Consider the following 26020-nt stretch of genomic DNA (forward strand, 5'->3'; position numbering starts at 1 on the left):
GGGCCGGGCGTTTTTTCTGTCAGAGAATCGGCGTGGCCATGCGTTGCGAATGGGCGTCGCACTTTTCAGTGCGCTGTCAGTTTGCCGACGCGGCCTTCCACTGCGCGCGGGGCGGTCGCCGCGTTGGCCACGGTCAGCCGGATCGCATCGATCAACGCGCGCGCCGCAGGCGAAGGCGCACCGTCCGCGCGCAAGATGAGACCGATTTCGCTCCGCGTGCTCGACAGCGGCACGTCGAGCACCGCAAGCTGGCCCGAAGCGATCTCGTAATGCAACTGCTGTGCGCAGACGGCGGCGATCATCTCCGTGCCTATCAGCAGACCGCGAATCACGGCGAGGTCGTCGGTCTCGACGCTCGGCATCGGCGGCTTGAGCTTCAGGCGCCGGAACTGCGCCTCGAAGAGCCCGCGCGCCGGCGAATGGGTGCATGGGACGATCCATTGCGCGTGACGCAGGTCGCTCACGCTCAGGCCTTTTTGCTGCGCGAGCGGATGACTGTTGCGCGCGAGCACGACCATGTCCTCGACCATCAGGCGCTCGTGGGCGAGATCGCTTGCCCCATCGCTCTCGCGCAGCGCGCCGAGAATGAAATCGACGTCACCCGCACGCAAACTGCTTGTCAGCAATTCATAAGCGCTTTCGTCCGTGATCACGCGCACGCCGGGATGGAGCGCGCTCATATGCGCGATGGCCGCGGGAAGGATCAGCGTTCGGCCGAGCGGCAGCGCGCCCACCGTCACCGCGCCCTGAATGGTGCCGTGCAACGCGGCGATATCGTCGGGGACGTGGCGCAGTTCGTTGAGCGCGCGCCGCACGTGGAGAAGAAACATCTCGCCCTCGGGCGTGAGCTGCAGGCCACGCGCGCTGCGATGAAACAGCGTGATGCCCGAACCGCCTTCGAGCACGCGCATGGCGCTGCTCACGGCGGGCTGGCTGATGCCGAACGCGCTGGCGGTGCTCGGCATGTGCTGGTCGTGCGCGAGCGCGACGAAGAGCTGAAGGCGCCGCGTATTGAGCAGCCACGCGGGCAGGGCGCCTTCGGGCAGGGCGCGGCGGCGCATCTGACGCGCCATGCACCATTGCGCAAGCGCTTCGAGCTCGATAAAGATGCGCGCGCAACGATCTAGCGCGACGCGTCCCGCCGTGGTGGGCAGCATGCCGGAGGACTTGCGCTCGAAGAGCGGCTCGCCGAGCGCCGTTTCGAGCTCCTGCACCGAGCGCGTGATGGCCGATTGCGCGCGATCGAGCGAGGCGGCGGCGCGTGTGGCGCTGCCGGTATCGGCGACGAGACGAAACGCGCGTAGATGCGCGAGATTGAGCAGATCCGCGGGATTCATGCGGCCCTCGCAAGCGGATGCAGACGCCCGGCCGTTTGGCGAACTGCGCTTCGATGAGCCGCTCGCGCGGCGCGAGCCCGGCCGAAAGAATGCGCATGCACGATGGTTTGCCGGGCTGTCTCGTTCATGGTCTGAACCTGCCTCGCAGGGCACGCAGGGCCTTGCGAGCTCGTTCTTCCGGTATCTGTTTCGTTTATGGCTGCGCCGCAGCACGCTTCGGGTGAACCCGTTCGCGATGGATTTCAGGATATCAAAAGCCGCTGTGGCGCGCCGCGTCGGTGCCGCGCTTCAAAGGGTACGAACGCGTGGCGGCCGAGTGGCTGGCGGGGTGCATGCCCGATGCATCTGCGATGCGCTACAACGATCGCGTCAGCAGTTTCTTTATCGGCGCTATTTGGCCTTGCATCAGGGGTCTTGCCCGGCCTTGCGGTATCCTCCATCGCGCTTCGCCGGACGGTTGCACGCACACACGCCGTGCCGGCCTTCAGAATCGCACTCGTGGAGGATCCAGTTTCATGCGCAGGTTCATATGGGCAGCCGTGCCGCTCGCGTTCGCTGTCTCGACGCCCGCTTTTGCCGACGACGATCAGCCATGCGACGACGGCATCGTTGCAGCCGTTTCGCAGTGGGCCGGTATCAAGGGCAACCTCGCTCCGTGGGGCGATAAGGACGGCCTCGTTGCGGCGGCGGCCTGCAAGATCATGCCCAACGCGCCGGACACCACGATTGCCGCGCTCGCTTTCGACACCGGCCACGTAGGCCCGAATAGCGACGACGGCAAACTGGCTCAGGTCGTGGCGTTGGTCGAGGGCGGCAAAGTCATGGCGGCGAACCGCTCGGTCATCGAGCAGGATGCGACCACGCAGGTCGGCAGCTTTCGCATCGACACGGCACCGTATCAGCTCTCGCCGGACGTGCGTGCGTTTGGCGTGGTATTCGACAGCAGCGCGCGCGGGCCGAGTTGCCCCGATGCGGTAGCCGAGCACGAACTGACGCTCTTTGTGCGCGACGCGCATGCGTTGCGCCCCGTGTTCGGCACGAACCTGCGTGGCTGGGTCGATATCAATCAAGGCGCTTGCGGCAGCGGAACGGACGGGGCGCTGACCGAGGACGCGAACATGACCATTGCCGTGGCGAAAACGTCCAGTCATGGATTCGCCGATCTCGCACTGACCGCGCACATCGTCAGGAGCCGGCTTGAGAACCGGGATTGGGCCGATATAGGCAAACGCACGAAGCGCGTTGTGCTCAAATACGACGGCAAGTCATACGGCATCGATATGTTCCGGGATTTTTGGTATCCGAACGAAGGCACATGGGCAAAGCATGGCAAATGAGCGGACCATCCAGAACCCTTCTTCGAGCCGAAACGCCATGAATCGATTTATTTCGCATGCCGAATTTAAGGCGCTTGCCTTGACCGCCGCGCTACTCGCACCCGGACTCGCGGCGGCGGCCAGCTTCGATTGCAGCAAAGCCGCGTCGGCCACCGAAAAGCGCATCTGCGCTTCAGCGCGCCTCAGCAGCATGGATACGCAGCTCACCACGCTCTATCAGAAGCTCGCGGTGGGCGCGGACGCCGCGGCATGGCGTGACGATCAGCGCGCGTGGCTGCGCGAGCGCGATCAGTGCGGCGACACGGCCTGCCTCGCACGCGTGTACAGCGAGCGCCTCGTCGTGCTCTCGAACGGCGCGGGTCCGTTCCACTGGCAGGGCAAGTGGTGGCGCGTGGATGCCAGCGGCCAATATGGCTCCGCACTCGTCATCAAGGATGTGTCGGCGCGCGGCCTGCAGTTCGGCTTCGACACCAACGCGGGCGCCAACTCGGGCACGCTCGACAGCAACGCGGCGTTCGGCAAGGACCAGGCCGCGCATTACACGGGCAATGCGCAGGACTTTACGCAAAACTGCACGCTGACTTTCAGGCGCCAGGTCAACCGCATCGAGGTCGCGCAGAAGGGCGATTCGGCCGACTGCGGCGCGGGTGCGGGCGTGCTCTTCGCCGGCACGTACGTGGCAGCCGCAAAAGACCCGAACGCGAAGGCGGATCTGCTCACGCTGGGCATCGTGAAGACGTCCGCGCAGGACGACGCCATCCGCAAGCTGCTGGGCCGCGACTACGATGCGCTGCTCGCAACCGCCAACGCCGTGATCGACGACAGCGCCAGCGCCGGCATGCCGGGTGTGACGGTAATCAGCACCTTCGTGCACGGCATCGCGTGCGATACGAAAGCGGTGATCATGTACGACGAGAACGGTCACTACTGGATTGCGCTATGGTCGCCGCAGCCGCAATCGGGCAAGGACGGCACGAGCATCACGGAGCTCAGGTACTACACCAACGTGGCCGCCGACAAGAAGACGCTGCCCCGGCCGATCGCCGCGCAACGCAACCAGGTGTGCCCCTCGGAGCGGGAGGTCGTGCGGATGATGCCGTAAAGCAGGCACAATAACGCCACCGTAAAAAGCGTCCGCGTGAAGAGGAGTGAATTTTGATGACTGACACGGTCGATTGCGTCGTGATCGGGGCGGGGGTGGTCGGCCTCGCGGTCGCGCGCGCGTGCGCGCAGCAAGGCTGGGAAACCGTGCTCGTCGAGGCGGAGAACGCCATCGGCACGGGCACCAGTTCTCGCAACAGCGAGGTGATTCACGCGGGCATCTATTATCCGCAGGGCTCGCTCAAGGCGAGGCTATGCGTGCAAGGCAAGCAGCGCCTCTACGCGTATTGCGACGAGAAGGGCGTGGCGTACGAGCGTTGCGGCAAGTTCATCGTCGCGACACACGAAGGGCAACTCGACGCGCTGCGCGCGATTCGCGCCGCCGCCGCGGCCAACGGCGTGGACGACCTGCGCTGGCTCGATCGCGACGAAGCGCAGGCGCGCGAGCGCGCGCTCCATTGCGTGGCGGCGCTCGAATCGCCCTCAACAGGCATCGTGGACAGCCACGGCTTCATGCTCGCACTGCAAGGCGATTTCGAAGCGGCGGGCGGCATGCTCGCGTTCTGCTCGCCGGTCATGGGCGGCGTCGCGCAAGCCGGGCAGCCGATCTTGCTGAAAGTGGGTGGCGCAGAACCGATGGAGCTGCGCGCGAAGCGCGTGATCAACAGCGCGGGACTCTACGCGCAACCGGTGGCGGCATCGATCGACGGCATCGCGGCCGGCTCGATTCCGGCGGGGCGCTACGCCAAGGGCAATTACTACTCGCTGGCGGGCGCCTCACCGTTCTCGCGACTCATCTATCCGATTCCCGAAGAGGGCGGCCTGGGCGTGCACCTGACGATCGATCTCGGCCACCAGGCGCGCTTCGGCCCCGACGTCGAGTGGATCGACACGATCGACTACACCGTCGACCCGGGCCGATCGGCGAAATTCTACGAGGCGATCCGCAGCTATTGGCCCGCCTTGCCCGATGGCGCACTGCAGCCCGGTTATGCGGGCATCCGCCCGAAGCTGGCGAGCGGAATGAACGACGGCGACTTCCTGATTCAGGATGCGAGCGCGCATGGCGTGCGCGGGCTCGTGAATCTTTACGGCATCGAATCGCCGGGCTTGACGGCGTCGCTCGCGACTGCGGACGAAGTGGTCGCGCGACTGAACGGCGAGGCGTGGTAACGTTAGGCGCGCGCCGCAACTGCGCGCGCGCATTCATGATGCAAAGAACGAAGAGAAAGGAGCAGAACGTGGTCTACGAAATGGCGCACATCTCCGTGCAGGCCGGCAAGAACGCCGAATTCGAAGCAGCGGTGGCAGAGGCCCTGCCGCTATTCCACCGTGCGCGCGGCTGCAGCGGCGTCGAATTGCAGCGCAGCGTGGAGGAGCCGAATCAGTACGTGCTCGTCGTGCAATGGGACACGGTGGAAGATCATATGGTCCATTTTCGCGAGTCGGCCGACTTCCAGGCATGGCGCGGGCTCGTGGGGCCGTATTTTGAAAAGCCGCCCGTTGTTGGGCATACGCAGGTGGTGGTGAAGTAGGCGTCGAGCCTGAGGAGTCGCCTTGGTTTGATCCATGTACATACATGGATTTACATTGCCGTGGATACTGTCTATAGTTCAACCAACCTAGATCTTGTCCATGCAACTGGAAATGCACACAACCCGGGTGTTCAAGAACGGTAATTCCCAGGCGGTCCGCATCCCTGCGGACCTTGCCTATGAGCGTAATGACATCGAGGTCGAAATTGAGCGTGTGGGCGACGAAATCCGTATCCGCCCTGCACGCCGATCGTTAGATGGGGTGCTCAAGAAATTTGCGAAATTCGGGCCCGATTTCATGGCGGAGGGACGTGGCGCGCACGGCCAGACCGAACGCGAGGATTTGTGATGCCACGTTTCATGCTTGACACGAATATGTGCATCTATCTGATGAAAAACCAGCCAGAACAGGTGGCGCACCGGTTTGCGCAGTGCTATGTCGGCGATGTCGTCATGTCGGCAATCACTTACGCCGAACTGGAATATGGCGTCGCCGTTTCTGCTAATCGTGCACGCGAGAAGCGCAATCTTGCCGCGCTCGTAGAAGACATACCGGTTGCGCCGTTTGACGCCGCTGCCGCGGTTGCATATGGACCCATTCGGGAGGCGACGCGCGAGCGCAAAAAGGATCACCTGGACAAGCTGATCGCCGCACATGCGGTTGCGCTTGAAGTTTCGCTTGTAACGAATAACGAGCGCGATTTTGCCCACTATCCTGGTGTGAACATAGAGAACTGGCTTAAGGAGTAGGTTGCCCTATGTGCGCGGCAACCGCTCAACCCCCTCTCACCTCAAACCCCTCCACATAAGCCGCGGCGTCGATCCCATCCCATATCCGTCCATCGACGAACACGGGTTTGTCGAACGCCGTCGGCATTTCAACCCCAACCTCAAGCGCCGCCGCGCGATAGAGCGCAGTCTGATTCACCCCGCGCGCGATCTCCCGATAGTCGCTACGCCGCGCCACCATCCCCCAGCGCTCGAACTGAGTGAGGAACCAGATTCCTTCGGACTCCAACGGATAATTCACGGCACCGCTCTCAAAGAACTTCATGCGCTGCCCATCCGCAGCCCCAGCGCCTTCAAGCTCTTCCGCAATCACCGCCGTATCCACGCCCAGCATCTCAGGCCGCCCGAGCCATTGCGCGATCTCCCCGCGATGCCCCACGCCGTCGAGCCATCGGCACGCTTCGAGCATGGTCTGCACAAGCGCTCTCGCCGTATTCGGATATCGCGTGACGAAATCGCGCCGGCACGCCAGCACTTTCTCCGGATGATCGGCCCAGATTTCGCCGCTGCGTATCGCCGTGCGCCCCACGCCGCGCCGCTGCGCCAGCGCGGGCCACGGCTCGCCTGCGCAAAAGCCGTCGAGCCTTTCCTCGGTGAGCGCCGCCACCATTTGCGGCGGCGGAATCACCACGCTCTCGATATCGCGCAACGGATGCACGCCTTGCGCAGCGAGCCAGTAATTGAGCCACATCGCGTGCGTGCCGGTTGGAAAGGTCTGCGCGAACACGGGCTTGCGGTCGAGCGTCGCGAGCGCGCGAGGCAGCGTGCCATGTTCGGCTAGTGCATCGGCGAGGCGGTTCGACAGCGTGATCGCCTGGCCATTGCGGTTGAGCACCATCAGCACGGCCATGTCCTGCTGCGGCCCGCCAATGCCGAGCTGCACACCGTACACGAGACCGTAGAGCGTATGCGCGGCATCGAGCTCGCCCGCCAGCAGCTTGTCGCGCAGCGCGGCCCACGAGGGCTGGCGCGAGAGCTCCAGCGTGAGACCGTGTGCGTGGCCGAATTCGAGCAGCTTCGCGGCCACGAGCGGCGCCGCATCGGCGAGCGGTACGAAGCCTATTTTCAGGTGCGTCTTTTCCGGCGCGGCCTGCGGAGTGGAGGTGGCGTTCATGGTAGGCGCTTCATGCGTGCTCATTGCGGCTCAATCGATCTGAATCTGACCGGTCGCGGACCGGCGCATTCATTTGCGTCGGTGCTTTGCTTCGGCTGCTGGCGTCGATCATTTGCGTCGTTCCAGCGACTCGTCAGCCGCGACGATCTGCCGGGCCACTTCGGCGAGCTTCAAGCCCTGGTTCATCGCGTGCTTGCGCAGCGTCGCGTAGGCGGCGGGCTCGGACATCTTCTGCTGCTCCATCAGCATGCGTTTCGCGCGGTCGATCAGCTTGCGCTCGGCCAGCTCGTTCTCGGCCAGCGTGAGCCGCTCGCGCAGTTGCGCCTCCTGGGCGAAGCGGGCGAGCGCGACTTCGAGGATGGGCGCGATACGCTCGCCCGCGAGCCCTTCCACGAGATACGCGGTCACGCCCGCGTGCACGGCCGAGCGGATGAGTTGCTGGTTCGCGTCGTTGCTGAACATCAGCACGGGACGCGGCGCCGTGGCGTTCATCACGGCGAGTTGTTCGAGTGTGTCGCGCGAAGGCGACTCGGTGTCGATGATGATCACGTCAGGCCGCTCGCGCTCGACGGCGCGATGGAGCGCCTGCGGCGTCGCGGGGTTGGCGAGCATCTCGTAGCCGAGCCGCGCGAGCGCGTCGCGCAGATCGCCGATGGGCTTGTCGGTGTCGGTTACGAGCAGGACGCGCAGCATGGGGGTTCGGTGCTCGGCGGCATAAGACTTCGACGGATGACCAGTTGGTTGTTGAGGGAGGAAGCCGCCGATGGGCGGAGGGCGCGCCGTTGCGGAACGTGCAGCTTTTCAGCAAGGTATGTGCCAGTTTTGATCGCGCACTCGAATGGCGCGAGCTGTCCACTTGGCTATCTGACGAGCGGGCAAGCGCGGCGATGTGGTGCACCGCAGCAGTGCGTTGCGCGGTCTCTATCGCACTCAACTGGCGCAGCACCATAGGCGAGAGCGGCGCGTGATCGATGACCGCCGCCGTTAAATTTGCAACTAACAGCCAAGTCCGTGTGCCAACCACCAACAGAACGGCCAACGGAAAAAGCCACGCATTCCCACAAAAAGCCTTCCAAATCCACCACCACGAAGGCAAAAAAAAGCGCGCCATAATCGGCGCGCATCAAAATCCCCACTTCCTCTACTTACTACTCACTCAACCCACTTTACGAACCGGCGGAAAACGCCGCTTGCTATTGCCGATGCTGATGCGCCGGAAGCGTTCCTTCTTGGTCTCTTCCTCGAAGTGCGAAAGCGAAAGCTTCACGAGGTCGCTGCGCGACACGATGCCCACGAGCCGCATCGTGTCGCGCCCGCTCACCACGGGCAGCCGCTCGAGGCCATGCACCGCGAGGCGCGTGGCGATCTGGCGGCAGGTTTCCTCGGGCACGGCCACGTCGGGCGTGCGCAACGCGAGCAGCGCGCCGAGCGGCTGATCGAGCGCGTCGCTGGCGTCGCTCGCGCGCACTGCTTCGAGCATCGCGCGATCCACCACGCCGAGCACCGCGCCGTCACGGACCACGGGCCAGGCGCGGCGCGTCTGCGTGGCGCCGAAATACTGCTCCAGCGCGGCGCGCACGCTCACGGCGGCGTCGATCGTGTCGACGTTGCGCGTCATCACTTCGTCGACGTAATGACGCTCGAGCGGATCGACGCCGTACTCGCGATAGATGTGATAGCCGCGCCGTGCGATTTTCTCGGTCATGATCGAGCGCTTCATGACGACCGTGGCGAAGCCATGTGCGACCAGCGTGGCCGTGAGCAGCGGCAGCAGCGCGTTGGCATCGTGCGTGAGGCCGAAGGCGAACACGATGGCCGTGAGCGGTGCGCCGAGCGTGGCGCCGAGCGTCGCCGCCATGCACACGAGCGGCCAGAGCGCGGGGTCGCTGCCGGGCAGCACGGGGCTCAGCACGCAGCCGAGTCCCGCGCCCAGCATGAGCAGCGGCGCGAGCACGCCGCCCGAGGTGCCCGAGCCAAGCGCCACGACCCAGATCACGGCCTTCACCACGAGGATGGCGACGGCCACCTGCAGGATGATGTGCTGATGAAGCAAATCGCCGATTACGTCGTAGCCCACGCCCAGCGCGCGCGGTTCGATGAAGCCGCCGATGCCCACCACGATGCCGCCGAGCGCGGGCCACCAGGACCAGTGCAGCGGCAGATGCGCGAACAGGTCCTCGACCTTGTAGAGCGCCGCGGAAAGCCCCGAGGCGAGCGCGCCCGAGAGCAGCCCCGCGATCACGCACGAGAACAGCGCGAGCGCGTGCGGCGTCGCGGTCTGCATCGCGAACAGCGGCTCGGTGCCGAAGAACGCGGCGCGCGCGAAGCCCGCCACGGCACAGGCGAGCGCGACCGGCAGGAAGCTGCGCGGGCGCCATTCGAACAGCAGCAGTTCGACCGCGAGCAGCACGGCGGCCACCGGCGTGCCGAACACGGCCGTCATGCCCGCGGCGGCGCCCGCGACGAGCAGCGTCTTGCGCTCGGCCGAGGTGAGCCGCACGCACTGCGCGAGCAGCGAGCCGATCGCGCCGCCGGTCATGATGATCGGGCCTTCCGCGCCGAACGGGCCGCCGCTGCCGATCACGATGCCCGACGAGAGCGGCTTGAGCACGGCCACTTTCGGCGACATTTTGCTCTTGCCGAACAGGATGGCCTCGATGGCTTCGGGAATGCCGTGGCCGCGGATCTTGTCGGAGCCGAAACGCGCCATCATCCCGACGATCAGCCCGCCCACCGCGGGCACGGCGATGACCCAGGGCCCGAGCGTGTTCAGCGCGGGCGAGTGATCGGCGAACGAAAAGCGGCCGTAGAAGAACAGATTCGTGAACCAGTGGATGAGGCTCAGGAGCACGAATGCGGCCAGTGTGGCCAGCGCGCCGATGACGGCGGCGAGCGCGCTGATGCCAGGCAGGCGCGCGTTGGCCGAAAAGTCGCGCTTGTGGGAATCGTCGAGATGCATGGTCGTCAAAGATCGATTTGCGGAACGGTGAAGGTGCCGTCGAGCGATTGCAGCTCCGCGCGATGGAGTTCGGCGAGGCGCGCAAGCAGTTTTTCGCCGGCATCGAGCAGATGCACTTCCACCTGGCGGCGATCGCGCTCGCTCACGCGCCGCTCGACCAGCTCGAGCGCCTCGCAGCGCGAGACGAGCGCCACCACGCCGTGGTGCTGCGCCTGCAGGCGCTCGGCAATCTCGCCGATGGTCGCCCACGTGCGGCCGGGATAGCCCTTCACGTGCAGCAGCAGCAGATACTGCAGCGGCGTGATGCCCTCGCCCTGGGCGGCCTGTTCGGAGAAGCGCTCGAAACGGCGCATCTGATAGCGGAACTCGGAGAGCTGCTCGAAATCGGCCTTCGTCAGACCGCGCGGAGTGTTCTTCATTGGGAATTCAAATTGATACGATTCGAAATGCGAATATATCACAACGTGATATTTATGGGCGAGCCCGGCCTGAACAGTTGCGCCGCACGCCGCCCGTTACGGATTGCGCGCGGTTCAGGCGCTCTGGCGCTGTAGCGGCTGGGCCTGCCGGTACAGGCCCGAGATCAGGTCCGCCTGCGTGACGATGCCCATGAGGCGCCGCTCGCCGTCCACCACGGGCACGTGATGGTGGCCGCGCCCCGCAAAAATGCCGAGCAGCTCGACGATGGGCGTGGCGCCGGAAATGGTGCGAACGTGCGTGCTCATGATCGTGCCTACCTGCACGCCATCGGCGGGATGCGCGGCGATGCCGCTTCTGAGCGAATGCAGCAGCGCGCGCAGCGGGTGGCGGCCGAGGCCTTCTTCCGCAAGGTCCGCGCGCGTGACGATGCCTTTCACGTGGTCCTGGGCATCCACGACCGGCAGCGCCTTGATGTCGTGCCGCTTGAGTAGCGCTCGCGCCTGGCCCACCGTGGTCGCGGGCGTGATGCTGACCACGTCGCGCGTCATGACCGCGGCGCAATCGAGCTCGCCGAAGCTGCGCGCATAGCTGCGAATTTCCGTTTCGCGCAGCAGCGCTTCGAGATCGTCGGTGTCGATGTCGAGCAGTTCGTCGCGCTCGCGCAGCACGGCTTCGAGATCGGCGCGCGAGAAGCCGCCCGGCGCGGTCGCGGGCGGTGCGGCCTTGGGCGGTCTCGCCGCGTGTGGATAGCGGTGGCCCGTGGCCGTGTGATAGACGAGCGCCGAAACCAGCAGCGTGAAGGATTGCAGCGCGACCGGCTCGAACACGAACTCGTAGCCGAGCGCACGCACCGCGGGACCGCCGAGCACGGCGGTGAGGGCGACGGCGCCCGAAGGCGGGTGCACGCAGCGCAGCGTGAACATCGCGCAGACGGCCACGCCGATCGCGACGGCGGCCGCCTCGACCGGATCGTGAATGAACATCGCACTGGTCACGCCCACGGTGGCCGAGACGAGATTGCCGCCGATGATCGACCACGGCTGCGCGAGCGGACTCGCGGGCACGCCGAACAGCAGCACGGCCGAGGCGCCCATCGGCGCGATCAGCCACGGAATGGTCGAGGAGTTGCCGAGCAGGTAGTGCGAGACGGCGCCAGTGACCGCAATGCCGACCAGTGCGCCGAGGCTCGAGCGCAGGCGCTCGCGCCAGCGCAGGGTCACGGGGGAGGGGGCGAAACGTGTGAGCCAGCGAAGAATTCTGAAGCGTGACACGGTGGAAATGACGAAAAAGGGTGCGGATTTGCGTCCCCGGCGGGGGCGCCCGGGATTTTTTGAGATGGCGATTGTATCGCAACGTGATATATATTGCGACGCGTTGTCGCTGATACTGGCAATTTGGGGCGGGGTTGGGGCGCGACGCGAAGCGCGGCGCGCCAAGGGTGGGCGCCGGCGATGAAATGACGTGTTTGCGTGAGCTGCCTGGTATCGACGGCCTGGTCGGCCTCAGCGGCTCAACGTCCTCGCCATCTCCGTCGTACCGCTCCAGCCGAGCTGGCGGTAAAGATCGCGGCCCTGCGCGGTCGCGTGCAGGATGACGTAGCGGATGCCGCGCCGGACGAATTCATCGTCGGCAAGCTGCATCAGCTGGCGGGCGAGGCCGCGCCGCCGCGCGTCCGGTTCCACGTAGACGTTGAGCACGTAACCGCGCTTGTCCTGCTCCGGGTGGGCCGGATGGGGCGGCCAGTCGATCTCCATGAGGCCGATACCGGCCACGGGAACGTCGCGCTCGCACGTGACGAAACCGAAATAGGTGCCATCGGCGAGACGCGGCGCGAGCCAGGTGCGAAAGTGCGCGGTCATGGTCGCGAGCGTCTGGGCGTCGCGGCCGGCTTCGCGAAATATGGCTTCGCGGTGGCGGCAGATCAGGTCGAGGTCGTTCGTATCGATGGCGCGCACGTGCATTCGATGTCCCCTGGAGGGCGCGGGAAGTCGCCGCATTCTACTGCGCTGGGGCCGAAACCCCCTCCGTGTAACAAAACCGCTGCATATGTAACTCCGCGCCCGCACGGCGCCGCATGGCGCCGCGTTGGGTTACGCTGGCAGGCGCCGCGCGCGCCGTATTCCCGGCCTCGCCACCTTGTGCGCGCCAACCCAGTAGACTGGGTGTCGACCGGCATGGCGCCCGCGCGGCGATCGGACTCGCTTCCGCCTCGCGCGCCCGCCCAGCATTCCAACGATCGACACGGACGAGAAATCGCATGAAGAAGCTCTTTTTCCTGGGCGCGCTGCTCGCGTGGTTCACCGCCGGGTTCGCGTTCGCTACGAGCGCGTTCGCGCAGGGCGTCGACCAGTCGGATCCGCAGGCGCTCATCAAGACGGCCACGCAGCAGGTGCTCGACGAAGTGCGCACGAAATCCATCGCGCCGGACGATATCGCGCGCATTCGCGGCATCGTCGACCGGGACATCCTGCCTTACGTCGATTTTCACCGCACCACGCAGCTCGCGATGGGCCGGCACTGGCGCACCGCCACGCCCGCCCAGCAGCAACAGATCATCGAGCAGTTCCAGTTGCTGCTGATCCATCTGTATTCGGGCGCGCTCGCGCAGCTCAAGCCCGATCAGCAGATCGAATACGCGCCCATGCGCAACGCGCCCGGCGACACCGACGTGGTCGTGCGCACGCTCGCGCAGACGAGCGGCAAGCCCGTCGAGATCGACTACCGTCTGTACAAGACGCCCCAGGGCTGGCGGCTCTACGACCTGAACGTGCTGGGCGCGTGGCTGATCCAGACCTATCGCGCGCAGTTCAACGAAAAGATTCAGGAATCCGGCGTGGATGGGCTGATCCAGTTCCTCGCCTCGCACAATCAGGAGCTGGAGGCGGGCAAGCCTTGAGTACGCCCGCTCGCGCGCGCTTTCGCCGGGCGCGCGCGTGCGCTACGCTACTCGCCGGTTTTTTGGCCGCCGTTTGCTGTTCCCGCTGTTGCTTGGCAATTGCCCCTGGGTTGTCTCGCAGTTACTTCGCAGTTGCCGATTCCGCGCCGGACCGGCGCCGCACGCACTACCCTGAACTCAGGCGCGCCCTATGCGCGCTTTTCACGATCGCCCGACCAGCCAACGCTTCCCCATGAATTTCCCTAGCCCGCCCGAGAGGCCATACTCCGAACCGCCTAATGGACCGTCGGGACCGTCGGGACTTCCCGGACCATCGGGACCGTCGGTCCCGCCGGGACTGTCGTCGAACCGCCGCAACCGTGTCTTCGCGTCGAGCACGCCCACGCTGCACACGCTCGCGGCCGTCGTCACCGGGGTAGTGGTGGTGTCGGGCCTCTATTTCGGGCGCGCCATGCTCATCCCGATCACGCTTTCGGTGCTGCTGAGCTTCCTGCTCGCGCCGCTCGTGAACGCGCTGCGCCGGATGCACATACCGCAGTCCCTCTCGATCCTGATCGCGGTTCTCGCTACCGTGCTCGCGCTGGCGGGCGTGGGCGCGCTGATCGCCGCGCAGGTCGTGCAGCTTGCGGCCGATCTGCCGCAGTATCAGGAAGCGATCATGGAAAAGGCGGAAACGGTGCAGGAAAAGACCGTGGGCCGCGCCGACTCGCTGATGACGCGCGCGGCCACCGCGCTCCAGCGCATCACGCCCACGCCGCCGCCCGCGCCGCCGCAGCCGCGCGGGCGCGCCGCGCGCAACCAGCCGCAGCCGCCGATGCAGGTTGAGGTTCACACGCCCGCGCCCACGCCGATGCAGCTCGCGCGCCGGGCATTCGCGCCGGCCATCGCGCCGCTCGAGACCGGCTTCATCGTGCTCGTGGTGACCATCTTCATCCTGTTTCAGCGCGAGGACCTGCGCGACCGGCTCATCAGCGTATTCGGCTCCGACGACCTGCACCGCACCACCACGGCCATCAACGACGCCTCCGAGCGGCTTTCGCGCTACTTCGTCGCGCAACTGGGCGTGAACGTCTCGGTGGGCGGCGTGATCGCCATCGGGCTCGCGGGCATCGGCGTGCCGGGGGCGCTGCTGTTCGGGGCGCTCGCGGCGCTCCTGCGCTTCGTGCCCTACATCGGCATCTGGATTGCCGCAGTCCTGGCGACGCTGCTGGGTGCCGCCATTCAGCCGCAGTGGACCATGGCGGTGTCGACGCTGATTTTCTTCATCGTCGTCGATGTGGTGGCGGGGCAATTCGCCGAGCCGATGCTCTATGGCCGCCGCGCCGGGCTTTCCCCGCTCGCGGTGGTGGTGGCGGCGATCTTCTGGGCCTGGCTCTGGGGGCCAGTCGGGCTGGTGCTGTCCACGCCGCTCACGCTGTGCATCGTCACGCTCGGCCGTTACGTGGATCGCCTGAACTTCCTGACCATCCTGCTCGGCGACCAGCCGGCGCTCACGCCCGCCCAGACCTGCTACCAGCGCCTGCTCGCCGACGACCCGCACGAGGCCTTGCTGCAGGCCGACCGCCTGCTCACCGAGTTGCCGCTCATCGACTATTACGAGCAAGTGGTATTCGAGGGCCTGCGCTTCGCGCGCAACGACGTGCTGCGCGGCGTGCTGCCCGCCGAGCAGCTCGCGCGCATCAATCAGGCGCTGCACGACATCATCGAAGACCTCGAATCGGTGGACGACTCGCGCCACGCCGCCCGCGAAGAGGCGAGCGGGCGCAAGGCCTCCACGGGCGACGACGAGGCGCCGCACGCGGTTCCCCAGGACGGCCGCGCGGTGCTCTGCGTGCCGGGGCGCGGCACCTTCGACGATGTGGTGGTGGCGATCGTCTGCCAGTTGCTCGCGCGCGCCAACATTCCCTGCGTGGCCACGACCTACGAGGAAGTGCGCGCCACGCGCGCCGGGATGGTGGACGCGCAGGCCATCCACGCGATCTGCGTGGTGTCGCTCGACGCCGCGGAGTCGCCGCCGTACCTGCGCAATCTCGTGCGGCGCTTGCGCGAGCGCGCGCCCGCCATGCCGATCATCGTGGGCGTGCGGGCGGCGCGGCGCGAAGAAGGCCTGAGCATCGCCGACGACGCCGGCACGCACTTCGCAGCCACGCTGCGCGATCTCGTGGAGGAATGCGGCGCGGCGCTGGCGGCCCGGCCGGAGGCGCTCGCGCACAAGTAAGCGAACGCGGAAATGTGACAGTCATGCTCACGTCACATTGAGGCACGAAGATATGCGGCCCTATGCCCCTCTGGTTGCGGCATTGCCAGGAGACATGACGTGCTGAGCCCTCACGAGTTTGCAACGCTGATGCTGATCCGCCACGCGCCGGAGCAGATCGACATGAACCGCCACGAACTCGACATCTTGCTTGAACGCCAGCTCGTCGCGCTCGAACAGCGCGACGAAGGCCGCCGCCTGCCGTCGCTCACGACGGCGGGCCGCTCGCTGCTCGACGCGCTCGGCCGCGTCGAGCCCGTGCATTTCGCGCACGATTTTGCACACGAGGACATGAGCAGCTTCGACGCGCATTGAGGTGTACGCGAAGGCGCAAAAAAAATGCGCCGACAGTTGCCCGCCGGCGCGCATAACTTCGACTCTGCATGGTCCCGGAATGAACGGGGACAGGGTATGGCGCTCGGCATGCGGACCGGCAAGTCATCTGATCCGCTGCGTTGCTCCATGACCTCGTTAACGGTTATTGCCGCGCCAGCTTGAATGCGGACAAACCCGTTTCTCGGCAACCCTGGATGCACGCGTTGCCCTTAAAAAACGGCATTGCCGCAAGCCTTTCGACTCCGCCGACGAGAGCGGATCAAGCCGCCATCCCGCGCTCCATGCCGTATTCACACCAATCCGCCGCCGCCATCCACGGGCAGAACCTGGCCGGTCACATAGCCGTTCAGCATCGCATAGACGTAGGTGATGGCCGCTTCCGCAGGCTCCGCTCCACGCGGCAACGGCAGCCGCGCGAGATAGGACTGCAAACGCTCCGGCGGCATCTGGCTCGTGTGCTCCGTGAGGATGATGCCGGGACACACCACATTGACGCGCACCGGAGCGAGATCGACGGCGAGGCCGCGCGCCAGATGCTCGATCGCGCCGCCCAGCGCGGCGGCCAGTGGCGCGCCCTTGGCGGGACGATGGGCGAGCATGCCGCTCGTGAGCGTGATCGACCCGTCAGGATCGATCGAGCGGCTGCCGTGCTTCACGGCGGCCAGCGCGCCCCAGAACCGGACCGCGAAGCCCTCGCGCGCAGCCGTGAGATCGAGATTGCGCGCGGCGTCGAACATCGGCACGTCCCAATCGCCCGCAGTGAGCGCGAGATGGTCGAAGGCGCCGAGCGGCTCGAAAAAGCGCGCGACGCTCTGTTCGTCGCGCAGATCGATCGTGCCGCCCGTTGCGCCGGGCAGCCGTTCGAGCGCGGCGTCGACATTGGCCGCGCGGCTCGACGCGATCGTCACCTCGGCGCCTAGTTGCCGCGCCAGTGCGGCGACGGCAAAACCGATGCCGGAAGTCCCGCCAATCACCACGACGCGTTTCCCGTCGAGCGACATCGCTGCTTCATTCATTGCATGCCTCCTTCAAGGATGCTGGTCATGCCCGTGATGCCTGGATCCGGCGCGAGGCCGCTTCTCATCAAGCTTAAGGTGCCGGCGCGAAATACCCGGGCTGGTCGAGGTCCGCAAGGAGCGTGGGCTGCTGCGGCTGCCAGCCGAGAGACGAGCGGGTGCGCGCGCTGGAGCTCGGACAATCGATTTCCGCGAAACGGGCGAACCAGCCAAAATGCCCGGCGGCGTCCTCGGGCGCGAGGGCGACCACGGGAAGATTCAGCCGCCGGCCGATGACCTCGGCGATCTGCCTGAACGGTACGCCTTCTTCGGCAACGGCGTGAAAGGGACCGCCCTCGGCGCCGTGCTCGAACGCCAGCCGGTAGACGCGGGCGGCGTCGAGCCGATGCACCGCCGGCCAGCGATTGCTTCCGGCGCCCACATAGGCGGACACCCCTTTCTCGCGCGCAATGCCGATCAGGCGCGGCACGAAGCCGTGATCGCCGAGCCCGTGAACCGTCGGCGCGAGGCGGATGGCCGTCACGCGCACGCCGCGTGCCGCGAAGGTTGCGGCTGTGGTTTCGGGGGCGCGGGGGAACGCGGCGATGGGCGCATGGGGCTGCTCGTCCTCGGTCGAGACGCGGCCAGGCGTCAGGAGCGCCACGCCGGACGAGACGATGAACGGCCGGCCCGAGCCCTCCAGCTCAGCGCCGATCGCCTCGATGGCGAGCCGTTCCTGCTCGCAGTTTTCCGCGAACTTCGAAAAGTCGTGGTTGAACGCGGTATGGATCACGCCGTCGGCCTGCGCCGCGCCTTGCCGCAGGCTTGCCAGGTCTTCGAGCGAGCCGCGCAGGACCTGCGCGCCCGTTGCGGCCAGATTCTGTGCGCCCTTGTCCGAACGCGCGAGGCCCAGCACCTGATGGCCCTGCGCCAGCAGATCCTTGACGACCGCCGAGCCCACCCAACCCGTTGCACCAGTCACGAATACACGCATGATTTCGATCTCCAGGTTTTTGCCTGCGACGAATATCGACCCGCGCGTTATCGTAGTAAAGTCGTGACGTTATCGTGTTATAAAAAAGTACCGTGATGAGCGATGATGCCGAAAGCAGCGATCTGCTGGGCGCCTGGTTGAAGGACCGCCGGACGAGGCTCGATCCGGCGGCCTTCGGCTTTTCGGTGAAGCGCCGCCGCACGTCGGGCCTGCGCCGCGAGGAAGTTGCGCAGCGCGCGAATATCAGCACGGCCTGGTACACGTGGCTCGAACAAGGACGCGGCGGCGCGCCCTCGGCCGATGTGCTCGAACGCATCGCAGGCGCGTTGATGCTGACGGAAATCGAGCGCGAGCATCTTTTTCTGCTCGGCCTCGGCAGGCCGCCCGAAGTGCGCTACCGCAAGAGCGAAGGCATCACGCCGCGGCTCCAGCGCGTGCTCGACGCGTTGAACCCGAGCCCCGCGCTCATCCGCACGGCGACCTGGGACGTGGTGGCCTGGAACCGGGCGGCCACGGTGATGCTCGTCGATTACGGCGCGGTTCCTCCGGCACAGCGCAACGTCTTGCGCTTCATTTTTCTCGACCCGCTCGCGCGCGCCATCCAATACGACTGGGAGAGCGTGGCGCGCTTCATCGTGGGCGCCTTCCGTGTCGACGTGGCCCGCGCGGGCGCGACGACGGCGGTGAGCGATCTCGTCGACGAGCTGAGCCGCCTGAGCCCCGAGTTCGAGGCGATGTGGCGCGACAACAATGTCCAGGCCCATGGCGAAGGCGTCAAACGCATCCGGCATCCTGTGCTTGGGCCGCTGTCGTTTGAATATTCGGCGTTTGCGGTGGATGGGCGGCCGGATTTGAGCATGGTGGTTTACAACCCTGCGACGGCTGAGGATCGGGAGAAGATTTGCGCGGCGCTGGAGGGCGATCATAAGTGAGGAAACAATGGCGGCATCACCCGAACATCAGTTCATTGCGCGACCGATATCAATTGCCGGAAGGCAAGACAAGCCGGGAAGAAAAAGCCGACTTGCAAGCGGCAGCACGATAGTTTCCAGCAGGAAAGGCGCTAGATGAATTGTCCTGCGGTAGCGGCTCAGCGTCTTGATAAGCCATCTGGCCAAACATCAGGCCACCGCCAATGGAGTCCGCAAGCCCCTCCATCCGTCCGTGTGTCTTGATGAATACCGGCGCGCTCATGATCGCTCGATGCAGGAATACCCCTCCCGCCCACGGCATCATTGCGGCCTTCATCAACTCCAGATTGATGCCCGCGAGCATGTATGAGCCGGCCCAGCCCGCAAGATAGCCAATCGACCAATCCAGATAGATCACGCCGCCCTCAAAGTTCTTCGTTTGCAGTTCGTCGCCGTGGAATGATTCGGTCATGTAGACGGTGCCACCGCTATCGAAACCCTTCGTTGAACCGCTTCCCCCGATGCCGTGACCTCGAATAGTGAGTTTGGGTAGTTCGAGCTTCTGTAATTTCAGCCATTTGAGAAAGGGAAGTGACGCACCGAGCCCCGTTCCCGCATAGACAAACTGTTGAGGTCGCCCGCGAGGCGGATCGAGAACAATAACGCCGCCTGACGCCAGAAGAAGTTCGACACCCGTACCACCGCCCGCTCCTGTGTCGTACTGCCATCGGCTCCTGCGCAGTGCTTTAATCCACATGGTTAGCTATACCTTCCCCTGAATTTTTGCCCCGTCCAGCCCGCGAAAAGGAATGCGGCAGCAAAGACTCCTAACAGAACTGGCTCAAACCAGATGTTCATGAAATTGTCAATTTCTGCCGTTTCCCGTGGCATAGCCGGGTCGTAACGGACCGGAACCGTATCGCCTACATCCACAGTGATAAAGTTCGCCGGAAACGATGTGCGTTCGCCGGTCTGGATCACGAAGGCAATCTCGGGATGATGCAAGCCGTGGTTCAAGCGGATAACCTTGCCTTCAGTGACAACAGATGAGCGCACAAAATCGAGTCTGCTGGAGAATGCAAATACAGCGCATACCAGCAGGATCAAGCCGATAAGCAAGGCGATGTAGTTGCGCGTGTGCGCCTCATTGGTCACGGTTTTCCTTTATGTCAAACGATGCTGTAACGGTCCCGTTACTCGTTCCGAGTTTGCCCTGCACCGTGTATTCCTGTTTCACCCGAGCAAAAGAGAGCGTCACATGTTCCAGGAATTGATCGGCCGCGCTACTTGGCTCGACGCCTGTTATCACCATGTCGCCCATCGTGATTTTGAGGAAATCCATCGGCGCGCCACCCGCCTTGCGGGCGGTGAGAATGGCCTCGGGAATGTGCCGGCCAGTCAGGCAGTAGCGCATGAGATTGGGGCTGGCCCGGTCGATCTGATGGACGAATTCGAGATCATTGACCGTAGCTGTGCCTGCGTCGCTACCCGAACCCGACATCATTGAGGATTGCTGCGCCATCTTCCAGCGCCAGCTATCTACGTCGATTTCGCCACGATGTACTTCGTCCTGCGATTCACCGGCAATGCCGATTATTTTCAAAAACATGTCTGCCATAGAACTAGCCATCCTTGATTGTTTCATAGGAGTGCGGCCCGTACATCAGGACTACTGGAATCAGGAAGGCCGCGCGATGCGGGGGCGCTACCTTAAGCCCAACGCTATTTCTCGCGCGTGGCTGGCAGGACCTTAATCGGACAGCTCCGAAATCGCGGTATTTGTTGACTTGTGGTTGATGAGTCAGCGGTGGGCTGGATATCCTCGCCCGAATTTCGCGATGCGGTCGCGCCCCGTTCACCTCGTCCTGGAGACAATCGGCTACAAGTCGGGCGAGCCGCACCCCCTACCCCCACCCATGCAAACGCCGATGCATCGGCCCGAGCGCCATCGACATCACCACGCAAGCACCCAGAATCGCAACGAGCGCGAACATCGCGACCCTGAACCCCGCGACATATTCAGCCGCGCCAGGATGCCCACCAACCCGCGCAAAAAACACGCCGCCGAGCGTCGCCGCGCCCACGGCCGCGCCGATCTGCAGCGTCGCCGTGACCATGCCGGAGGCCACGCCCGCATGCGCGGGCTCGACCTCCGCTAGAACGATGCGCACCACGGACGGCAGCACGAGCCCCTGGCCGATGCCCATTACCGCGAGGCCGACATAGAAGCCCGCGCCCGGTGCCGCGGCGTTCGCAAGCGCGGCCGCCGTCCCGAGCCCGAGCGTGATGAGCGCGAAGCCGAGCGTCAGCACGCGATAGCCGCCCAGACGAAAGACGAGACGCGGCATGATGAGCGGACTCGACAAGAAGCCGATCCCGAACGGCAGGATCGCGAATCCCGAAGCCAGCGGCGACCAGTGCAGACCGCTTTGCAAATAGATGCCGTAAGTCAGGAAGAACGCGCTCAACAGGTAGAACAGGAACGCGAGCGCGAGGCCGAGCGCCACGACCGGATTGTGCAGCAGCCGCACGTCGAGCAGCGGGTCGCGCCCGGCCGCGAGGCTGCGTTTTTCCACGCGCAGCAGCAGGCCGAGCATGGGCAGCGCGGCCGCGAGACAGAACAGCATCCACGCGGGCCAGCCCGCTTCGCGTCCGCGCGTGAGCGGATAGACCAGCATCAGCAGAAACAGCGAGAGCAGCAGCGTGCCCGGCACGTCGATGCGCGCGCCGCGCGGCGGGCGGCTCTCGGGAATGAAGCGCCATGTGCCGATCAGCGCGAGCACGCCGATCGGCAAATTGACGAGAAAGATCGCGCGCCAGCCGAGGCCGAACGGATGCAGGCTGATGAGCGCGCCGCCACCGAGCTGGCCGATCACCGCCGCGATACCGAACACGAAGCCGTAGAGACCCATCACGCGCACCTGTTCATGGGGCGTGTAGACGCTGCGGATCGTCGCCAGAACCTGGGGCGCCAGCACCGCCGCGAACAGCCCCTGGAGGATGCGCCCCGCGACCAGTACCGTGCCGCTCGACGCGAGCCCGCAGAGCGTGGAGGCGAGCACGAAGCCGGCCATGCCGATCATGAACATGCGCTTGCGGCCATAGAGATCGCCGAGGCGTCCGCCCGTGATCTGCGCCACGGCGTTCGCGCACGCGTAGGCGGAGACCACCAGTTCGAGCTGGGAGGAACTGGCCGCGAGGCCATCGTGGATCGCAGGCAGCGCGAGGTTGACGATGAAGTAGTCGAGCGGCGGCAGAATCGCGCCGACCAGCAGGACCGCGAGTGCCCAGCCGCCGTGCCGCTGCGCGGCGGCGGGCAGCGGCGGGGAAGGCGGCACGGAAGGTGCCGTGGGTCCGCTCCGGGCCGGGAGCGGCGCCTCGGACGCAGCAGGCGCGGGAGACACAACGCGCGGTTCGGCGGCGAGAGTATCGTCAGTCATGGGGAACCTGTCGGAAAGAGGGCAGCGTCCTGCATGGAGCAGAGTGCGGGTGACGCACCGCACCATTCGAAGCGTCATTGTCTGCCCGGTGTGTCAACCGGAAAAGCGGGAATTGGTGGTACTATCCATCGAATTACTCGATGGATAGGTGAGTATCATGCGCGGCTTCGAACTGGACCAGTTGCGGACTTTCACGGTGGTGGCCGAGGCGGGCAGCCTCACGGCGGCCGCGCCGTCGCTGCATCTCTCGCAGTCCACCGTCAGCGAGCAGATGCGCAAGCTCGAAGCGCGCGCAGGCGTGCCGCTGTTCGTGCGCAGCAAGCGCGGCGTCGAGCCCACGCCTGCGGGCGCGCGGCTGCTGGAGCACGCGCGGCGCATCGTGGCGCTCAACGAGGCGGCCTTCGACGAGGCGCGCGGCCAGGCGATCAAGGGCGAGCTGCGCGTGGCCATCACCGATTACTTCCGCACCCACGAGGTGGCCGGCATGCTCGCGCGCCTGCGCGAGTGCTATCCGCAACTGAGCCTGCACGTGAGCACGATGAAGAGCACCGAGATCGAGCTCGCGCACGCGAAGTGTCAGATCGATCTGGGCGTGGTGATGAACATGTCGCTCGGGCCGGTGCGGCCCGTGCAAGGCGAGGCGCGCTGGGTCCTGCGCCGCGAGCCGCTCCATTGGGTCGCGTCGCCGGCGCTGGCCGAGACGCTACCCGATCCGCTGCCGCTCGTGCTGTTGCCGGGCGACTGCATGCTGCATCAGGTGGCGGTGCGCTCGCTCGAAGAGCAGGGCCGCGCCTACGTGATGGTGCACAGCGCCTCGGGCGTGGCGGGCCTCCAGTCGATGCTGGCGGCGGGGCTGGGCGTGGGGTGCCTGTGCACGTCGGCGGTCACGGAAGGGCTCGTCAAGCTGGGCGGGCGGCACCGTCTGCCGGCGCTGCCCGAAGCGGTGTTCTCGCTCACGCCGCCGCTGCCGGGCGAGCGCGAGACGGTGACGCAGGCGCGCGAGGTGCTCTCGCGGCAGTTGCTGGTCTGAAGCGCGCGGCGCGCTCGACCGTACTCACCAACCTTCACCAGTCGATGCGGTGCTTCTCTTCGGTTTCCCGATGACGATGGTCGTCGTCGCTATGCAGATAAAGGCTCGTCGTGCTGAGCGAGGCGTGACCGAGGTTGTCGCGCACGAGCCGTAGATCGACCTCGCCGTCCGCCATGTGCGAACCCGCGCTGTGCCGCAGCCAGTGCGCCGACGCGCTTTCGAGCCGCGCCGCCCGCGCCGCGTTTGCGGCGGCCGCCTGGGCTGACGCTTGCAGTACATCTTCCGCACCGCCTACGCCATCGCCGTCTGATTCGCGTGCAGCGGCCTCGCGCAAACGCTGCGCCGCTCCCGCGAAAATCTCCTTGACGATGGTATGCAGCGCCGCGCGCGTGAGCGGCTTCATCGACTTGCCGAGCGGCAGCACGAGCGGCGTGGTCTCCTGCGGCGCGGGCAGCGCGGACAGCCCGCGTTCGCGTCGATAGCGCGCGAGCTCCGCCATCATCTCGGCCGTGGCGGGCACGAGCCGCCGCTTCTCGCCCTTGCCGAGCACGTCGAGCCACCAGCGCTCCGTGCCCGCGCCGTCGCGGCGCGCGAAGAAGTCGCCCATCGTGTTCGTGCCCACTTCGGAGATGCGCAGGCCGCCCAGATAAAGCAGCGTGAGGAGCCAGCGTGCGCGCGAGTGGCGCTCGCGTTGCCGCTCGCTTTCGCGCGGCAGGCTCTCGACGTAGGCCTTCACGTCCTCCCAGAGCTCGCGTTCGAGATAGCGCGTGATGCGCGGCGGCGCGCGGCGCGAACGTTGACGCGAGAGCGACAGCGGATTGCCCGCCAGATAACCGGCGCTCACGAGCCACGAGAACAGTGCGTTGAGGATCACCATGGCCTGGCGCTGACTCGCCGCGGAGAGCGGGCCGTAGAAGGGCCGCCAGCGCGGATCGTCGCGCGCATGCTTGCGCCCGCCGCCCGCGACCCAGCGCGCGGCGGGCTGGGGATCGGCGAGAAAGTGTTGATACGCAATCAGGTCCTCGTGCGTGAGCGACGAAAGCGGCTTGGCCAGTTGCACGATCGACCAGAGCAGAAGCCGCTCCGCCTCCTTGCGATAGGTCTCGAAGGTCGCCTTCGAGTCGGCGACGCGCGCGAGCCACGCGCGAATCGCGTCGAGATCGTTTGCCGCCGCGATCTGCATGCGTCCTTGCGCGCGGTTCGCGCCGTCACGGCCGTCGAGATCGGCGGGGAGGTCGAGCGCGTCGAGCGGGCGCGGAGCGAGGAGAGCGGTTTGCATGGGCGGTGCGATGTTGCGGCGATGCGGTCCGGCGTGGGTGTGTCGATGGAGCGGTGCAGATGAACTTCAGGTAGGGACTATAGCGCGGCACCGGCGCGCCGCGAAATGCCGTCAACGGCGATAATCGCGCAAACCCGCGCCTTGCGGCGCGCCCTCCGACTCACGAACCGGCCCTTCGCGATGAAACTGCTCGCCCCCATTCCGATCCTGCGCATGTTCTCGGTGGAGAAAGCGTACGCGTTCTATATCGACTATCTCGGCTTCAAGGCCGATTGGGAGCATCGCTTCGAGCCCGATTTGCCGCTTTACGTGCAGGTGCATCGCGACGCGCTGGTCCTGCATCTGAGCGAGCATCACGGCGACGGCACGCCGGGCACGGCGCTCTTTTTGCCGATGGAGGATATCGGCGAATTTCATCGCGAGCTGGCCGCGAAGCGCTACGGCTACGCGCGGCCCGGCATCGAGGAGATGCCTTGGGGCCGCCAGGTGCAGATCGCCGATCCGTTCGGGAATATGTTGCGGTTTTGCGAGTTGAGTTAGAGGGCGCGGTCGCCGCAATCGGCTCAAGAAACGACGACGGTAAATTCGATCCCGGATTCGAAGTCCAGCGTCGTGGTCGAAAAGCGCGGATGGTCGTCGAGGTAGTGCTTGTATGGCTGAACGGCGTCCTCGGCGGTGTACATGTTGTCGGCGAGCACGATCGATCCCGGGCGTAGCAGCCTCTCGATTTGCTTGAACAGATTCAGATAGGTGTTGGCCCATACGTCGATGAACACCAGGTCGAATGTACCGTCCAGTGCGGAAACGGTCTGGAACACATCGCCCTCGCGCAAGTCGACATAAGCGTCGACGCCCGCCGTTCTGATGTGGGACCGAAGCTGCGCGCACTTCACCGCATCGACTTCAGTCGCCACCACCCTGCCACTGCCTAACGTGCGCAGGGCCTCGGCGAAATACAGCGTGGACACGCCGCAGGAACTGCCGAGTTCGAGGATTCGTGCCGGTTTGTGCGACAGCACCAGGTTGCCTAAAAACCTTCCCGTTTCCGCTGACACGGCTAACGACAGAGGCGTGCCTTGCGAGGATTCGAAATCTTCGCTGGATAGCCCGAGCGTTTCGAGAAACCGTCCACGCAGCCGAGGTGCGAGCGTTTCATATTCATCCGCGAGAGTCAGAAACTCTTCATTCGATCCGTGGAACTGCGCGCGTGCGCGGGCTATCACTTCCGTCTGGCTCTGTTCGTGAAGCCGCTGCAGAAGAACTGTGGTTGCGGGAGTCATGTGCGCTCCT

27 protein-coding genes are annotated in these 26020 nt (G+C 65.6%); 12 read left to right on the forward strand and 15 right to left on the reverse strand.

Features of this window, described 5'->3' with window-relative positions:
• Positions 1-65 precede the first annotated feature (65 nt).
• On the reverse strand, positions 66-1337 hold the full coding sequence (locus tag U5775_RS00105; protein ID WP_322056086.1) for a LysR family transcriptional regulator: 1272 nt from the start codon (positions 1335-1337) through the stop codon (positions 66-68).
• A 515-nt stretch (positions 1338-1852) separates the two neighbouring features.
• Here U5775_RS00105 and U5775_RS00110 point away from each other — a divergent pair.
• The 6 genes from U5775_RS00110 to U5775_RS00135 all read left to right on the forward strand — a co-directional run bounded on the left by U5775_RS00110 (position 1853) and on the right by U5775_RS00135 (position 6060).
• Positions 1853-2674: a multidrug ABC transporter ATPase gene (locus U5775_RS00110; protein ID WP_322056498.1), complete on the forward strand. Its 822-nt coding sequence runs from the start codon at positions 1853-1855 to the stop codon at positions 2672-2674.
• A 79-nt stretch (positions 2675-2753) separates the two neighbouring features.
• On the forward strand, positions 2754-3776 hold the full coding sequence (locus U5775_RS00115) for a lysozyme inhibitor LprI family protein (RefSeq protein ID WP_322056087.1): 1023 nt from the start codon (positions 2754-2756) through the stop codon (positions 3774-3776).
• A 56-nt stretch (positions 3777-3832) separates the two neighbouring features.
• Positions 3833-4948: an NAD(P)/FAD-dependent oxidoreductase gene (locus U5775_RS00120; protein ID WP_322056088.1), complete on the forward strand. Its 1116-nt coding sequence runs from the start codon at positions 3833-3835 to the stop codon at positions 4946-4948.
• Between the two features lie 68 nt (positions 4949-5016).
• On the forward strand, positions 5017-5310 hold the full coding sequence (locus U5775_RS00125; protein ID WP_322056499.1) for an antibiotic biosynthesis monooxygenase: 294 nt from the start codon (positions 5017-5019) through the stop codon (positions 5308-5310).
• A 112-nt stretch (positions 5311-5422) separates the two neighbouring features.
• Positions 5423-5659: a type II toxin-antitoxin system VapB family antitoxin gene (gene vapB, locus U5775_RS00130; RefSeq protein WP_322056500.1), complete on the forward strand. Its 237-nt coding sequence runs from the start codon at positions 5423-5425 to the stop codon at positions 5657-5659.
• On the forward strand, positions 5659-6060 hold the full coding sequence (locus U5775_RS00135; protein ID WP_322056089.1) for a type II toxin-antitoxin system VapC family toxin: 402 nt from the start codon (positions 5659-5661) through the stop codon (positions 6058-6060). The genes vapB and U5775_RS00135 overlap by 1 nt, the downstream gene beginning before the upstream one ends.
• A gap of 25 nt (positions 6061-6085) precedes the next feature.
• Here the strand turns inward: U5775_RS00135 and U5775_RS00140 are convergent, their stop codons facing one another.
• The 6 genes from U5775_RS00140 to U5775_RS00165 all read right to left on the reverse strand — a co-directional run bounded on the left by U5775_RS00140 (position 6086) and on the right by U5775_RS00165 (position 12553).
• Positions 6086-7213, reverse strand: coding sequence for a CmpA/NrtA family ABC transporter substrate-binding protein (locus U5775_RS00140; protein ID WP_322056090.1), 1128 nt, complete (start codon positions 7211-7213; stop codon positions 6086-6088).
• 108 nt (positions 7214-7321) lie between these two features.
• Positions 7322-7906 (reverse strand): ANTAR domain-containing response regulator, encoded by a 585-nt coding sequence (locus U5775_RS00145; protein ID WP_322056091.1) that lies wholly within the window; start codon positions 7904-7906, stop codon positions 7322-7324.
• Positions 7907-8369: 463 nt separating this feature from the next.
• A complete protein-coding gene (locus U5775_RS00150; protein ID WP_322056092.1) occupies positions 8370-10172 on the reverse strand; it encodes a chloride channel protein in 1803 nt (600 codons plus the stop codon).
• A gap of 5 nt (positions 10173-10177) precedes the next feature.
• Positions 10178-10591 (reverse strand): MarR family winged helix-turn-helix transcriptional regulator, encoded by a 414-nt coding sequence (locus U5775_RS00155; protein ID WP_322056093.1) that lies wholly within the window; start codon positions 10589-10591, stop codon positions 10178-10180.
• Between the two features lie 114 nt (positions 10592-10705).
• Positions 10706-11863, reverse strand: coding sequence for an HPP family protein (locus U5775_RS00160; RefSeq protein ID WP_322056094.1), 1158 nt, complete (start codon positions 11861-11863; stop codon positions 10706-10708).
• Between the two features lie 231 nt (positions 11864-12094).
• Complete coding sequence (locus tag U5775_RS00165) at positions 12095-12553, reverse strand: GNAT family N-acetyltransferase (protein ID WP_322056095.1); 459 nt, start codon at positions 12551-12553, stop codon at positions 12095-12097.
• Between the two features lie 296 nt (positions 12554-12849).
• On the opposite strand from U5775_RS00165, the gene U5775_RS00170 reads away from it, so the two are divergent.
• The 3 genes from U5775_RS00170 to U5775_RS00180 all read left to right on the forward strand — a co-directional run bounded on the left by U5775_RS00170 (position 12850) and on the right by U5775_RS00180 (position 16060).
• A complete protein-coding gene (locus tag U5775_RS00170; RefSeq protein ID WP_322056096.1) occupies positions 12850-13488 on the forward strand; it encodes an ABC transporter substrate-binding protein in 639 nt (212 codons plus the stop codon).
• A 232-nt stretch (positions 13489-13720) separates the two neighbouring features.
• Positions 13721-15706 carry an AI-2E family transporter gene (locus U5775_RS00175; RefSeq protein WP_322056097.1) on the forward strand — a complete coding sequence of 662 codons (1986 nt, stop codon included), beginning with the start codon at positions 13721-13723 and terminating at the stop codon, positions 15704-15706.
• Between the two features lie 99 nt (positions 15707-15805).
• Entirely contained in the window at positions 15806-16060 is a 255-nt protein-coding gene (locus U5775_RS00180) for a hypothetical protein (RefSeq protein ID WP_322056098.1), read from the forward strand.
• Between the two features lie 311 nt (positions 16061-16371).
• Here the strand turns inward: U5775_RS00180 and U5775_RS00185 are convergent, their stop codons facing one another.
• Together U5775_RS00185 and U5775_RS00190 are read right to left on the reverse strand one after the other, a co-directional pair.
• Positions 16372-17097: an SDR family oxidoreductase gene (locus tag U5775_RS00185; RefSeq protein ID WP_322056099.1), complete on the reverse strand. Its 726-nt coding sequence runs from the start codon at positions 17095-17097 to the stop codon at positions 16372-16374.
• Positions 17098-17170: 73 nt separating this feature from the next.
• Positions 17171-18070 carry an SDR family oxidoreductase gene (locus U5775_RS00190; RefSeq protein WP_322056100.1) on the reverse strand — a complete coding sequence of 300 codons (900 nt, stop codon included), beginning with the start codon at positions 18068-18070 and terminating at the stop codon, positions 17171-17173.
• Positions 18071-18165: 95 nt separating this feature from the next.
• Here U5775_RS00190 and U5775_RS00195 point away from each other — a divergent pair, with 95 nt between their 5' ends.
• The gene (locus U5775_RS00195; protein WP_322056101.1) at positions 18166-19002 is read left to right on the forward strand and encodes a helix-turn-helix transcriptional regulator; all 837 of its coding nucleotides are present in this window, start codon (positions 18166-18168) and stop codon (positions 19000-19002) included.
• Between the two features lie 49 nt (positions 19003-19051).
• Here the strand turns inward: U5775_RS00195 and U5775_RS00200 are convergent, their stop codons facing one another.
• From U5775_RS00200 to U5775_RS00215, 4 genes are all read right to left on the reverse strand, one after another.
• Positions 19052-19738, reverse strand: coding sequence for a hypothetical protein (locus U5775_RS00200; RefSeq protein ID WP_322056102.1), 687 nt, complete (start codon positions 19736-19738; stop codon positions 19052-19054).
• A 2-nt stretch (positions 19739-19740) separates the two neighbouring features.
• A complete protein-coding gene (locus U5775_RS00205) occupies positions 19741-20136 on the reverse strand; it encodes a DUF3592 domain-containing protein (RefSeq protein ID WP_322056103.1) in 396 nt (131 codons plus the stop codon).
• Positions 20126-20599, reverse strand: a complete 474-nt coding sequence (locus tag U5775_RS00210; protein ID WP_322056104.1) for a type VI secretion system tube protein Hcp — start codon at positions 20597-20599, stop codon at positions 20126-20128. Before U5775_RS00210 ends, U5775_RS00205 begins: the two co-directional genes overlap by 11 nt.
• 286 nt (positions 20600-20885) lie before the next feature.
• Complete coding sequence (locus tag U5775_RS00215) at positions 20886-22421, reverse strand: MFS transporter (RefSeq protein WP_322056105.1); 1536 nt, start codon at positions 22419-22421, stop codon at positions 20886-20888.
• 157 nt (positions 22422-22578) lie between these two features.
• Between U5775_RS00215 and U5775_RS00220 the strand changes: the two genes are divergently transcribed.
• Entirely contained in the window at positions 22579-23451 is an 873-nt protein-coding gene (locus tag U5775_RS00220) for a LysR family transcriptional regulator (protein ID WP_322056501.1), read from the forward strand.
• Between the two features lie 34 nt (positions 23452-23485).
• Here U5775_RS00220 and U5775_RS00225 read toward each other — a convergent pair whose 3' ends face one another.
• Positions 23486-24730: a tyrosine-type recombinase/integrase gene (locus tag U5775_RS00225; protein ID WP_322056106.1), complete on the reverse strand. Its 1245-nt coding sequence runs from the start codon at positions 24728-24730 to the stop codon at positions 23486-23488.
• Between the two features lie 180 nt (positions 24731-24910).
• On the opposite strand from U5775_RS00225, the gene U5775_RS00230 reads away from it, so the two are divergent.
• Positions 24911-25270: a glyoxalase superfamily protein gene (locus U5775_RS00230; protein WP_322056107.1), complete on the forward strand. Its 360-nt coding sequence runs from the start codon at positions 24911-24913 to the stop codon at positions 25268-25270.
• A gap of 23 nt (positions 25271-25293) precedes the next feature.
• Here U5775_RS00230 and U5775_RS00235 read toward each other — a convergent pair whose 3' ends face one another.
• On the reverse strand, positions 25294-26010 hold the full coding sequence (locus U5775_RS00235) for an O-methyltransferase (protein WP_322056108.1): 717 nt from the start codon (positions 26008-26010) through the stop codon (positions 25294-25296).
• Between the last annotated feature and the right edge of the window lie 10 nt (positions 26011-26020).

It is taken from the genome of Paraburkholderia sp. J63, assembly GCF_905220245.1.
In the GTDB taxonomy this organism is placed as follows: Bacteria; Pseudomonadota; Gammaproteobacteria; order Burkholderiales; family Burkholderiaceae; genus Paraburkholderia.

Bases quoted from the DNA above. Each gene is read 5' to 3' on its own strand.
- U5775_RS00105 (WP_322056086.1), bottom strand. From the start codon at position 1,337: ATGAATCCCGCGGATCTGCTCAATCTCGCGCATCTACGCGCGTTTCGT.
- U5775_RS00110 (WP_322056498.1), top strand. From the start codon at position 1,853: ATGCGCAGGTTCATATGGGCAGCCGTGCCGCTCGCGTTCGCTGTCTCG.
- U5775_RS00120 (WP_322056088.1), top strand. From the start codon at position 3,833: ATGACTGACACGGTCGATTGCGTCGTGATCGGGGCGGGGGTGGTCGGC.
- vapB (WP_322056500.1), top strand. From the start codon at position 5,423: ATGCACACAACCCGGGTGTTCAAGAACGGTAATTCCCAGGCGGTCCGC.
- U5775_RS00135 (WP_322056089.1), top strand. From the start codon at position 5,659: ATGCCACGTTTCATGCTTGACACGAATATGTGCATCTATCTGATGAAA.
- U5775_RS00140 (WP_322056090.1), bottom strand. From the start codon at position 7,213: ATGAACGCCACCTCCACTCCGCAGGCCGCGCCGGAAAAGACGCACCTG.
- U5775_RS00145 (WP_322056091.1), bottom strand. From the start codon at position 7,906: ATGCTGCGCGTCCTGCTCGTAACCGACACCGACAAGCCCATCGGCGAT.
- U5775_RS00150 (WP_322056092.1), bottom strand. From the start codon at position 10,172: ATGCATCTCGACGATTCCCACAAGCGCGACTTTTCGGCCAACGCGCGC.
- U5775_RS00155 (WP_322056093.1), bottom strand. From the start codon at position 10,591: ATGAAGAACACTCCGCGCGGTCTGACGAAGGCCGATTTCGAGCAGCTC.
- U5775_RS00165 (WP_322056095.1), bottom strand. From the start codon at position 12,553: ATGCACGTGCGCGCCATCGATACGAACGACCTCGACCTGATCTGCCGC.
- U5775_RS00170 (WP_322056096.1), top strand. From the start codon at position 12,850: ATGAAGAAGCTCTTTTTCCTGGGCGCGCTGCTCGCGTGGTTCACCGCC.
- U5775_RS00175 (WP_322056097.1), top strand. From the start codon at position 13,721: ATGAATTTCCCTAGCCCGCCCGAGAGGCCATACTCCGAACCGCCTAAT.
- U5775_RS00185 (WP_322056099.1), bottom strand. From the start codon at position 17,097: ATGAATGAAGCAGCGATGTCGCTCGACGGGAAACGCGTCGTGGTGATT.
- U5775_RS00190 (WP_322056100.1), bottom strand. From the start codon at position 18,070: ATGCGTGTATTCGTGACTGGTGCAACGGGTTGGGTGGGCTCGGCGGTC.
- U5775_RS00195 (WP_322056101.1), top strand. From the start codon at position 18,166: ATGAGCGATGATGCCGAAAGCAGCGATCTGCTGGGCGCCTGGTTGAAG.
- U5775_RS00200 (WP_322056102.1), bottom strand. From the start codon at position 19,738: ATGTGGATTAAAGCACTGCGCAGGAGCCGATGGCAGTACGACACAGGA.
- U5775_RS00210 (WP_322056104.1), bottom strand. From the start codon at position 20,599: ATGGCAGACATGTTTTTGAAAATAATCGGCATTGCCGGTGAATCGCAG.
- U5775_RS00215 (WP_322056105.1), bottom strand. From the start codon at position 22,421: ATGACTGACGATACTCTCGCCGCCGAACCGCGCGTTGTGTCTCCCGCG.
- U5775_RS00220 (WP_322056501.1), top strand. From the start codon at position 22,579: ATGCGCGGCTTCGAACTGGACCAGTTGCGGACTTTCACGGTGGTGGCC.
- U5775_RS00225 (WP_322056106.1), bottom strand. From the start codon at position 24,730: ATGCAAACCGCTCTCCTCGCTCCGCGCCCGCTCGACGCGCTCGACCTC.
- U5775_RS00230 (WP_322056107.1), top strand. From the start codon at position 24,911: ATGAAACTGCTCGCCCCCATTCCGATCCTGCGCATGTTCTCGGTGGAG.
- U5775_RS00235 (WP_322056108.1), bottom strand. From the start codon at position 26,010: ATGACTCCCGCAACCACAGTTCTTCTGCAGCGGCTTCACGAACAGAGC.